This is a genomic window from Nocardia caishijiensis NBRC 108228 (genome assembly GCF_001612825.1).
In the GTDB taxonomy this organism is placed as follows: domain Bacteria; phylum Actinomycetota; class Actinomycetes; order Mycobacteriales; family Mycobacteriaceae; genus Nocardia; species Nocardia caishijiensis.
On the sequence record NZ_BDBE01000002.1, the window covers coordinates 1 to 10,888 of the forward strand.

Annotated in this window: 12 protein-coding genes; 10 read left to right on the top strand and 2 right to left on the bottom strand. The window is 60.7% G+C overall.

Annotation, left to right across the window (positions count from 1 at the left end):
* Positions 1-39: 39 nt before the first annotated feature.
* Both NC7_RS00445 and NC7_RS00450 read left to right on the top strand, forming a co-directional pair.
* Complete coding sequence (locus tag NC7_RS00445; RefSeq protein ID WP_067977548.1) at positions 40-1,782, top strand: recombinase family protein; 1,743 nt, start codon at positions 40-42, stop codon at positions 1,780-1,782.
* A gap of 1 nt (position 1,783) precedes the next feature.
* Positions 1,784-2,047 carry a recombinase family protein gene (locus tag NC7_RS00450; protein ID WP_067977549.1) on the top strand — a complete coding sequence of 88 codons (264 nt, stop codon included), beginning with the start codon at positions 1,784-1,786 and terminating at the stop codon, positions 2,045-2,047.
* Between the two features lie 614 nt (positions 2,048-2,661).
* Here the strand turns inward: NC7_RS00450 and cutA are convergent.
* Positions 2,662-2,982, bottom strand: coding sequence for a divalent-cation tolerance protein CutA (gene cutA / locus NC7_RS00455; protein WP_067977551.1), 321 nt, complete (start codon positions 2,980-2,982; stop codon positions 2,662-2,664).
* Positions 2,964-3,593, bottom strand: a complete 630-nt coding sequence (locus NC7_RS00460) for a helix-turn-helix transcriptional regulator (protein ID WP_084457685.1) — start codon at positions 3,591-3,593, stop codon at positions 2,964-2,966. The genes cutA and NC7_RS00460 overlap by 19 nt, the downstream gene beginning before the upstream one ends.
* A 2,023-nt stretch (positions 3,594-5,616) precedes the next feature.
* On the opposite strand from NC7_RS00460, the gene NC7_RS29900 reads away from it, so the two are divergent.
* The 8 genes from NC7_RS29900 (at position 5,617) to NC7_RS00495 (ending at position 10,843) form a co-directional block, all read left to right on the top strand.
* The gene (locus NC7_RS29900; protein ID WP_255285029.1) at positions 5,617-5,745 is read left to right on the top strand and encodes a hypothetical protein; all 129 of its coding nucleotides are present in this window, start codon (positions 5,617-5,619) and stop codon (positions 5,743-5,745) included.
* Between the two features lie 399 nt (positions 5,746-6,144).
* Positions 6,145-6,612 (top strand): hypothetical protein, encoded by a 468-nt coding sequence (locus tag NC7_RS00470; protein WP_157101780.1) that lies wholly within the window; start codon positions 6,145-6,147, stop codon positions 6,610-6,612.
* 173 nt (positions 6,613-6,785) lie between these two features.
* Positions 6,786-7,610: a phage major capsid protein gene (locus NC7_RS00475; protein ID WP_067977558.1), complete on the top strand. Its 825-nt coding sequence runs from the start codon at positions 6,786-6,788 to the stop codon at positions 7,608-7,610.
* Positions 7,611-8,265: 655 nt separating this feature from the next.
* Positions 8,266-8,892 (top strand): helix-turn-helix domain-containing protein, encoded by a 627-nt coding sequence (locus NC7_RS28805; RefSeq protein ID WP_157101781.1) that lies wholly within the window; start codon positions 8,266-8,268, stop codon positions 8,890-8,892.
* A 302-nt stretch (positions 8,893-9,194) separates the two neighbouring features.
* The gene (locus NC7_RS00485) at positions 9,195-9,569 is read left to right on the top strand and encodes a hypothetical protein (protein WP_174550176.1); all 375 of its coding nucleotides are present in this window, start codon (positions 9,195-9,197) and stop codon (positions 9,567-9,569) included.
* A 216-nt stretch (positions 9,570-9,785) separates the two neighbouring features.
* Positions 9,786-10,091 carry an HNH endonuclease gene (locus tag NC7_RS28250; protein ID WP_084457690.1) on the top strand — a complete coding sequence of 102 codons (306 nt, stop codon included), beginning with the start codon at positions 9,786-9,788 and terminating at the stop codon, positions 10,089-10,091.
* A gap of 1 nt (position 10,092) precedes the next feature.
* On the top strand, positions 10,093-10,497 hold the full coding sequence (locus NC7_RS00490) for a Gp19/Gp15/Gp42 family protein (RefSeq protein WP_067977562.1): 405 nt from the start codon (positions 10,093-10,095) through the stop codon (positions 10,495-10,497).
* A 121-nt stretch (positions 10,498-10,618) separates the two neighbouring features.
* The gene (locus tag NC7_RS00495; protein WP_157101782.1) at positions 10,619-10,843 is read left to right on the top strand and encodes a hypothetical protein; all 225 of its coding nucleotides are present in this window, start codon (positions 10,619-10,621) and stop codon (positions 10,841-10,843) included.
* Positions 10,844-10,888 lie beyond the last annotated feature (45 nt).

Sequence of the window (10,888 nt, forward strand, 5' to 3'; positions counted from 1 at the left end):
GGTTGTGTATCAGTCATCCCTATGAGATCTACTAGACGAATGCGGGCACTGATCGTTATCCGACTCTCGCGAGTCACGGACGCCACCACCTCACCCGAACGCCAACTCAACGACTGTCTCGCACTGTGCACCCAGCGCGAGTACGACGTTGTAGGCGTAGCCGAAGACCTGGACATCTCCGGGTCTACCAACCCGATGGACCGGCCGAACCTCGGTCGGTGGCTCAAAGGTGAGTATGTCGAGACCGCTACCCCCGGCGTCGACAACCACGAACCGACGCCGTTCGATGTGATCGTCGTGTGGCGGGTGGACCGCCTGGTGAGGTCGGTCCGGTACCTACAGGACGCGGTCAATCATGCCCGCGACCACGGCAGGGTGATTGTGTCAGCGACCGAACCACACTTTGACATGACCTCCCCGTTCGCAGATCTCATGATCGCCATGGTTGGCATGGCGGCCCAGCTTGAGCTGGACGCCATCCGCGAGCGGAACACCAACACGTTCCAGCACAACTACACCGCCGGGAAGTGGCGCGGCGGGATACCGCCGTGGGGGTACCTACCCCGCAAGTCGGACTCGGGCGAGTGGAAGCTGTACCCCGACCCCGTACAGGTCGGGGTGATCCGTGAGGTTGTAGACCGCGTGATCGCGGGTGAGCCTGTTCGTTCGATCGCGGTGGATCTCACCGCGCGTAAGGTTCTCACTTCCCGCGACCGGTTCGCCGAGTACCAGGGTCGGCCGGTCACGGGGTACGCATGGGCCACTAGTCCAATCAAGCGTGCGCTTGAGTCGCAAGCGATGCTCGGATACGCGGTCACCCGCGAGGCCGAACTAGACCCGGCGACGGGTAAGCCGCTCCGAAACGCCAAGGGCAACAAGATCTATGGTCCCGAGACCGTGGTTCGACGCTCGGACGGTTCGCCCGTGCTCCGGGCTGAGCCGATCCTCACCCGCGAGGAACACGAGCAGGTGATCAAGGCCCTAGAGGGCCGGGAGCTCAAGGGCAAGCCCTCGGAACGGGCTCAGAACCTGTTGCTCGGGGTGATCGAGTGCGGGGTGTGCGACAAACCCGCGTGGCGGCTCAAGGGCGGCCCCGGCCGCAAGCCCAAATACCGATGCGCTTCGGCCCAGAAGACCACCGGTCGGTGTACCAATCGTTCCATCGACCTCGCAGCAGCAGACGAACTTGTCGAGTCGCAGATTCTCGGCCTGCTCGGTGAGTCCGAGCGGCTGGAACGCAGCTGGAACCCCGGTTCCGACAACCAAGCGGAACTCGACGAACTGAACGCTCAGCTGGTCGACCTGACCGGCCAGCTTGGCTCACCCGCGTACCGGCCGGGTACGCCCCAGCGCCGGGCCCTGGACTCGAATATCCAGGCTCTCGCCGAACGGCAAACTGAGCTGGAGTCTCAGCCGCGCGTTCCGGCGGGGTACACCTACGTGGGCACCGGCGAGACGTTCGGTTCGTGGTGGGCCGCTCAGGACACCACCACACGCAATTCGTGGCTACGCCGGATGAACGTACAGGTGCGGTTCCGTACCTCCGCGATGGCGAACGGCCGGAACCATCTGGACTCAGCCGAGATGGAACTAGGCAGCCTCAGCGACTTGATAGAGCACCTTCGCCCGGTGGGTCTGGTCAAGTCGATGCAGGACGCATCTACCGCCGCAGAATCGGTGGGTATCCAGAGTATCGACGTACGCGGCACCCGCGTGACCCTCACCGGCCCCGACGGCACCGCATACGACCTTGACGAACTACTGAGCAAGATCGGGGGGTGACATGGTGATCTACGGATACGCACGGGGCGCGCTGCTGGCCGACCAGGTGGAACAGCTCAAGGCCGCCGGGTGCTCGGTTGTGTACTTCGACACTTCGACGTGGCGCGCGGATGGTGCCGGTTGGGTCGAACTGGTCGACGTGGTGCAGCGCGGCGACACGGTTCGGTTCGTGTCCCCCGACCGGCTGAGTCGGTCTGTCGAGGCTCACCAGTTCATCACAGAGACCCTGGCGGCTCTGGGGGTCAACATCGAGTACCTGAGTTGACCTGCCTACCGGTCTAAGTTAACCGCGGTTCCCAGGGGTTCGGATTCTTCGGAGTCCGGGCCCCTGGTCTCGTTTCAGGGCCACTGGGCCCGGAATCATGTCCCCACCTGGGCTTACGGGCCCAGGATGAATACTTGATACCAGGACCTGAGGGTCCTGGAAACATAGTTCTACCAGGGACTTTAGGTCCCTGGATAAGAGTTAATACCAACCCCCCGAAGGGTTGGTTAGTTAGTTATTCCCAGGGCCCCCTAAGGGGCCCCTGGGTTATCTCTCTCCCCGATGGTCGAGAGAGTCAAAAAGATTCCTGGTCTCCCGCGCCCGCGAGGGTGACACAAACCGCTCTGAGCTGGCGAAACTCGATAGACCCGCCTGGCGTCGATTCTGGCGGACTCAATCCCTGAAACCACACAACTTATCGCGCAGTGGGGTGAACGTGGCTCACAGAGCCAATCAGGCATGTTTCTGGGGCCCCGGAATCCGACCGATCGTCTTATACTCCGATCAGTTGGAGATGTCAAGACCCTAGCGAATCGAACTTCGCTCGCACGTATATAAGGAGAACCCCCAGATCCCGCAACCTGGGGAAACTCCGATTAAGTTAACTAAGATTCTCAATCGGTCTGAGCAAGGACCCACTCGCGGTAGCCGTCGTGAGCCTCCACCACGGGCACCGCCAGAACCTGCGGGGTGTCGTACGGGTGCTCGGTGCCAGCGCGCCGAATGATCTCGTCAACGGAACTGGCGCGGGTGTGGATCAACACCAGCGCTTCGGGGTCGTCCTGCACCGCGTCTTCCCATGCGTAGATGCTTCGGACGCCGGGGATGATGTTCCCGCACGCTGCAAGGCGGTCCTTGACGAGTCCCTTGGTGAACTCCGCAAGCCAATCGGCAGACTCGGCGGTGATCGTGATGGTTACAAGCTGTTCGGCCATGCGTGCAAGTTTCCCTGAGTCGACCGCAGTAGGTCGACCAACGGCTCTGACAGTTCGGCCCGGCGCGTGATCGCACCCCACCCACGGATCACCAGACCGGCCGCGGATTGCCCTACCCACGATCCGGCCATCGCAAGCCCCTGCGGGTGCAGCGCGAAGTACATGCTCCCTTTGCTGCGTACCGCGCCCTCGGTCGCGACGTACCAGCCGATCAACGACTCGTTATCGAAGAGTCGTAGCTCTCCGGTCCAGGTGTACGAACCGTCTTCCACGGGACGGGCACGGGCACCGTCCAGGGCCAGAAACGATCCATCCTGAGTGACGCTCAGGCCGTGGGTATCGACCCGTTCGCCGGTGTCGCCCCACGTCTGCCACGACGCCGTCCAATCGCCTGCGAGGTCGAGTGTCCGACTAGCCTGCCCGGCTAGTTCGTGAACCGAAACACCAAGTGCGTCAGCAAGTTTCGTACCAACGATGATGTCCGGGACCGTGTCGCCGGACTCGTACCGGCCGATGGTTCTTTGATCCACCCCAACGAGTCGAGCTAGGGCAGCTTGCGAGAGCCCGAGTTGCTTCCGACGACGCCGGATCACATCGCCTGTCGTAGTCACTGAACCCCTCCCAGGGTGTTCGGCGTGGCGGCTGTATGCCGCTCGTACCCATCACGGTAGATCAGGCAGATATGCCTAAGGTAGACAGTTTCGCCTCACGATGCGGACAATCCTTGACAACGCCCCCGGCGGATGAACTCAGAGTCTCCGCCGGGGGTGGAACCCACGGACACAGGAGGGGATCGTGAGCGCGATTCGTCAGCAGTTGGAACCGCTAGTCGACCGGGCCGCCCGGCGGTCGATGTCGATTCGCCCTTGCCCTGAGGGCTGGCAGTTGTCGAACCCGTGGCGTGTGGTGTGCGTGGGCACCCTCGACAACATCGACGCGTGGCTTACCGCTGCCGAGTCGGCGCGGCCAAGTTGATCCTGCTCGGTTGGGCGGTAGCGATAGGGCTACCGCTGGCCGTATTCGCTGCGGCAGTGTGGTGGCCCGAGTAGGTCAGTCCTGCGGAGTTCGGACCTCATAGACACACCAGTCGGTATCAGGCCGAATCTGCCGCATCTCAGCGGCCATCTCTTCGGCCTCATCGCGGGTTTCCATCGTGCCGTCACCGATCGGGAGCCAGACACGGGGCGGCTCCCCGGCCTCACCACGGATACCTACGACCCAACCCTGTTCCATCATTCGCGTGACCCTACCGGGTAGGTACCATCCCGGAGTCAACCATTCAAACAGTCTGGCTTGCCAATCGAATACCCATAGAGGAACCCCGCCCACGATGCGGGGTTTTTCTATGTGCGGACCGGTTGAGTCGTGTTCTATCGCCGTATCCGGCCAGCTCAGTAGGTGTAATTAGTTCGGAACCGGTTGGTTCCTGATTTCCTATTAGGCAATTCGATGCCTTCGGCGCTGTCTCTGTAGATGTCTGGACTATGCCGTGCTCGGGGCCACAAGATTTTCCCCCGGCAGGTGTGAGGGGGATAAATCCTGACCCCTTCGCACTTGGCATAGATCCAGCCATAGCGGCCGACCAGAGAACAGCAAAGACAACCTCGGCGACCCGAAAAGGTCGCCACTAAGTATGAGGTTCGTCACAACCCGAAGGAATCAAATGTTCACCCTGCCGATGATTTCCCCCGAGGACCGCGCCAACGCGGTTATGCCACTGTCGCACCACGACGCCAAGAAGGTGCGGAACAAGGTCGACGTATACCGGGATGAAAATCCCAATGCTTTCCACACCTGGACCACCAAGTACGGGTGTGTAGTTCAGTTCTGGGGATGCCGTGTCTACTACGGCAAGTGTCAGGATTGCTCGGGTCTGGTGACCACCCGTCGGGATATTTCCCGGTACCGCTGGACCGGTACCACGAATATCGGCCGTTGGCCTTCCCGGTGCCTAGGGTGCGCTACTGCCGCAAGCGAAGCGCACAACGATCGGGCAAGGGCCCGAATGCGAAAGGTCCGCGCACGTCGAAAGTGCTCGGAATGCATGGTAGATAACCCCTGCCCTGACCACGCATGATGTTCCCATCTTTTACTATCGAGTGTAGGGGTAAAGAGAATTGCACCTACTAATTAAGGGATGGGTCGAAGCGTCAGCGCTCCCCGCCCCCATAGCTAGGTGGTACAGGTCGCTTGGAAACGATCTGGCCGAGGGTCTTCTTACCTCGGTTGGTTGACCACCTTTCGCCACGGAAATCCTTTCGACCGTGGCCCCGAGACCTGGAGTCCGGGATACCGCCGTTCGTTTTAGCCATAGGCGAACGGCCCAAGCTTCGGCAGGCATTGAGCCTGCCACCTTCTATTTGTACGCATCGGCTAGCCATATCTGATCGGAGGTGACCAACCATGCCCACGCCACGATGCACCCGCCACATCCACAATGGTCCACAGGACCGCCGCCCGGATGGTCGCTGTATCCATTGTCAGCGAGAGGCACAAAAGCGGTATCGAACCGCTTGCCAAGATGCACGACGCCGTATCGCAGCGTCCGGGATTCTTGGGTAACCCCAAGTACCCCAATCGCCTAAAAACCCGCCAGCGGCCCACACAGGCCGCTTTTCTGTGCCTGGAGAGCTCATGTACAACACCGAACGGATCTGGACCGTGCCGACCAACGCAACCACGATCGTGGATGAGGAACTAGACATGATCACCTTTGCATGGTTCCCGGAGAACGATCCGGTTGCCGACCGGATGGATTCGTGAATTGGTACCAGGGCGATCACTGGAACGCCCGGACACCCGAGGACAGAGAAGCGGCATACACCGCATGGGCAGACAACATGCCTGATTGGGTCACGCCGGACCGTGACCTTTGGATGAGGCGATACACACGCCCAGAACCACCCGCCAGCATTCCACCCCGGACGCTGGCACAGATTCAGAACACCGGCTAGGTGCCGGTTTGATGCCCAGGAGGCACAACAGTGGAATTCTCAGAACTGCCTATCGAGTGGCAGGAAGAAATCAAGCGGCTACGTACCGAGTCCGCTTCTAAGCGCGTCAAGTGGCAGGCCAAGCTATCGGACCTGCGCGCAGAATGCGCCAAGTACCGAACCCAGCTACGGGCCGCCCAGGCCCGCATTACAGAACTAGAGAACACGAATGACTGATATGCCAGAGGTCACCCCAGAGGTGACAGAGGACAATCCTGCCGAGGTGGCCCCTAAGGGCAACCGAGAGGCCAAGTACCGCACCGAGCGGAACGATGCCCGCGCCGAGCGTGACGCTCTGGCCGCCCGTATCGCTGCGTACCAGAGTCGGGAGCTGGAGAACACCGCCGGTAAGCACCTGAGCGCACCGGCTGACCTACTCACCCTCTCGGGTAAGACACTGGCTGATTTCCTCACCGAGGATGGCAGCGTGGATACCGAAGCGGTCAACGCTGCGGCCCTGGAAATTGTCCAGATGCGCCCTGGTATCGGTATTCGCCAGCGCGCTACCGATGTCACCCAGGGGGCGGGTAACAATGCCCCGGCAAAGCGCCTACCTACATGGGGAAGCCTGGCCTACGGTCCCGACTTCGACGGTGGCGATACACCGCCGGGTATGTACGGCGTATTCGACGCCTAAGACTTTCTGAATCGTCCGTGGCGATTCCAGATAAACGAGGTACCGACCTCACCGCGGCTGTGCCGCAATAACCCCAGCTCAGGCCGTGCCGGCTGGATTCCAATAATTCATCCGAAACCCCCGCACCTAATTGGTGAATCGGGGGTTTTGTCATGTCCAAGAAAGGACACACAATGACCGTTCTTAACTCGAATCTGCCCCAGGCTTGGACCCCTGAGGATTACGGCAAGCTCGTAGACCTCACTGTGGAAGCAAAGTCGGTTGCATTCCAGGCCGGAACCATTGTTCCGACCAATATGCAGACGATTCGGTTCCCTCTGCTCAAGGCCGATCCGACTACCGGCTGGGTCGCTGAGAACGCGACTATCCCTCTGACTGATCCGAACACGGATGAGATCGTGGTTACCCCTGCCAAGATGGCCGGTCGTACCCAGATGTCGAACGAGTCCCTGTCGGACTCGAACCCGGCGGTTGCCGACCAGATCGGTAAGGGCCTGGCCCGCGACATCGCCCGCAAGATTGACGCCGCGTTCTTCGGCAACACCGTGACTAACGGCGCTTCGGGTCTGCTGTCGGTGGCGTACTCCACCGTGGACACTGGCGCGACTATCGCGAACCTTGACCCGTTCCACATGGCTAAGCACACGGCCCAGGTTGCGGGTGCCGAGCTGAGTCACTTTGTTCTGTCGCCTGCGGTCGCTCTCGCGCTCTCGCTCGCGAAGCAGGGCACCGGCTCGAACATGGGTCTGCTCGATAGCGTCGGCGACGGCGTGACCGTCGCGGGTGTTCCGGTGCTCGTGTCCAACGCTGTCGCTACTGGCGAAGCGTGGGGCCTGGATAAGGAACAGATCATGACTGTTCGTCGTACCGGTACCACTGTGAAGCGTTCGGGCGATGTCGCGTTCGCCGAGGACGCTACCCAGATCCGCGCCACCGCGCGTGTGGGCTTCGGGTTCGTGAATCCTTCGGGTCTGATCCGTCTGTACGACGCTGCCTGATCGGCTGAATAACTGACCTCGGGGGCGGCTGTAATGGTCGCCCCCTTGGCCGGGAATCGTCACCTGTGACGAAACTATTCGATCCCCGCGGATTCGGCCCTGTTTGGGCCCGAGGCCGGCCAGCATTTACCCCTCTAGATTCGATTCTCCCGGACTTTTACGGGTCCGGGGTACATCCGCATACCCCCGAAAGCCTGCCATGTCCCGACGACGAAGTATCCCGCATTGCAAACGCGATGGATGCGCCAAACGACGCACCCCCGGCCGCGAGTATTGCTCAATGCTGTGCCGGACGATTGTTGATGAGTTCGAACGTACCGAGCGGATATGCCGTGCGATGGGTACCGGCACCGAGTCAAACGAACTGTGGCTCTCGCTGGTCGTTCTCAGCGACGCGGTAACCGAATACCGCGACCGCCACACCACGGCATGGGTTCATGCCAGGGATCGGCTAGGCATATCGGCCCACGAGTGGCACGAGATCCAAGACGGGGCCCTCAATGGCCCGCTAACGAACGAAAACTAATCCTTCGGGGGTCTGGTACCCCCGTGATGCCCAGGAAGGCACACGATGAATAACTGTTTCCAGTGGAGTACCGCATATTTCCGCAATGGCGATAAGTCACTATCCGACTCCAAGGCGACCATGGGCGCGATGCTCACAATTGCCGACTTCAACACTCGGGAGTTCTACGTGAAGTATGAAACGCTGGCGGAAATGACCGGGCTTAGTGTCGCCACTGTGAAGCGACACGTTAAGGCGAATTGCACCGCCGGGTGGTTGAAGATCACACGGCAGGGTCGCACCGGCCGAGCCAATGAGTACATTTTAGAGATCCCCCAGAGTGTCACCCATGACACCCTAGAACCTGAGAGTGTCATCAGTGACACCCTTAGAGTGTCACCGGTGATACCCCAGAGTGTCACGGGTGATACTCCAACTACTCTAAGTAACCCCCCTAGGGTTACTACTCCAAGTATCTATACCGAGGGAGCTATAGAAGATCCCGAGGAGGTAGGGAAACTACCCGAGGTCGAAGAAACCTCGGGGGGTACTAACTCCGTTGGAGATACCGAGGGCGTACCCGAGGTAGTCGAGCAGTGGGAACCAATGCCACCGCCGAACCTCGAAGTAGGTTCGTATGTGGATGAGATCCGCCGCAAGCCTGAGCCTGCTTGGAATCCTCCGATGCTGAATGACACAACAACAGTTGTTGTCGATTCAGATCCGAATGATCCGTTCGCTTCGCTCGAACCAATGACATTCTCAGTGTCTGAATGACACATTGCGAATGATCCAACGATTCGCATTGATTCTTTATCCCTGAATGCGATTCTAAGCGACTTTCACAGCGTCGCTGGTGCGGTGGGTGGTCCAGCAATATTCATGCGTGAGCGTGGACGCTGGGCACCCGTACGGGATTCTCCGAGGTAGATGTGCCACCCCTCCCACGGGGGTTATCCCCACCCGTGGCCTGAGGATCGTAGGGTAATGCGGATCTGCCATCCGATGCTAATAGCATTACTCCTCATTTTTAGACAAACCGCTGCTCAGCGGTAATTCACGCCCGGAAGGAGGGCATTTTGAGCATTCCCAAGCATCCCGCCGGGCTCGGACCCGCCGGTAAGCGTCTATGGACCACGGTCCTAACCGATTATTGGATGGACGGTGAGCCGCATAAGCTCGCGATCCTGGAACACGCTTGCAAGGTGTCGGATCGAATCGAAGAATTGGAGTCGGCCGCCGAGGGTGAGCCGCTTACCGTGCTCGGTTCGGCACGTCAGCTCACAATTCATCCGTTGATCGGTGAGGTACGCGCTCAGCGTGGACTACTAACGACTTTGCTCAAGTCGCTACAACTCCCCGAGGGTGAAGAAACCGACGAGGAAATGGACGCTTCGCAAAAGCGTATCCAGCGGGCCAAAAAGGCCGCTGCGGCTCGTTGGGGGCACCGATGACACATCGTAGGGGTGCCAAAAAGCACCGTAGTAACGATTCTTCGGCCCTGGCTGCCCGTCTCCCGGACGAATACCGGTCGGCCCAGGGCTCACTAGGGGAATGGTTCGATTCTGTCTCGGCGTGGATCGTGGCCGAGGGCGGCCAACAGACACAGACAACCGAGGTCCTGGAAATGGCCGAGGTCGACCCTCGGGCGGTTATATCGGGGTGGCTGAATGCCGAGTAATTGGGAGAACTCCACCCGGAAGGACCGACTACCGCCGGATTGGGCCCGGCGTAGGTCCCAGGCACTCCGGCGGGATGGCCGTAGGTGCCAGATCCGCGACCCGGAGTGTTCCGACACCGCCACCGAGGTGGATCACGTCATCCAAGGGGATGACCACTCGCTACCGAACCTCAGGGCGGTGTGTACCGGGTGCCACCGCCGGAAGACATCACGCGATGGCGTGGCACGACGACAGGCCCTCAGGGCCGCACGACTACGACCCAGGGACAGACACCCTGGAGAGACGAGAAACTGACATGGCGTATGCAACGCCCTCGGATGTGCAGACACGGCTAGGCCGTGCTCTGACACCGGATGAAACAACGTTGGTGACTACCCGCCTGGCCGATGCCGAGCGCATGATCCTGCGGCGGGTGCCAGACCTTGCCGACAAGATCGCAGCGGGCACCGTCGACACCGCCGATGTGGTGCAGATCGAAGCGGACGCGGTCACTCGGGTGGTTCGTAACCCCGAGGGCATCCAGTCGGAGACCGATGGCAACTACACCTATATGCGCGGTCGTGAGTCCGCGTCGGGTCGCCTGGAGATCACCCGCGACGAGTGGCAGACACTCGGCGTTCGGTTCGGTATGGCTCAGATGGTCCCGAATCTGCCCGGCGGCTACACCTCGGGCGGATCGTCGTTCGGGATGGGTGGGTGACCGAATGAGTCTGCTACGCCGAGGAACTGAGTCCGTGGTGGTCTACCCCGAGGAAACGACCACCGACGCTGACGGCAACACCGTGACCCGACCGAGCAAGGTCGGGGTACCGTGCCGGGCCGTGATCCAGACGAACACGCTCATGATCGGTGATGAGGATCAGGCGGTCGGATTCCAGACCGAGGAACAGCTACGCCTACGCCTGGTGAACTACCCCGGCGGTGAGCTGGGGGCACAGTCACAGGTGGTCTGGAACGGTCGCCGGTACTCGATTCATGGCGAACCCCGTCGGTTCAACTCATCCCCCCGCACCGCACATGTTGACTACACCATAAAGCGGTTCTGACCAGGGCATATGCCAGCCGGCCGGGGGTATCACTGCTTGACAACT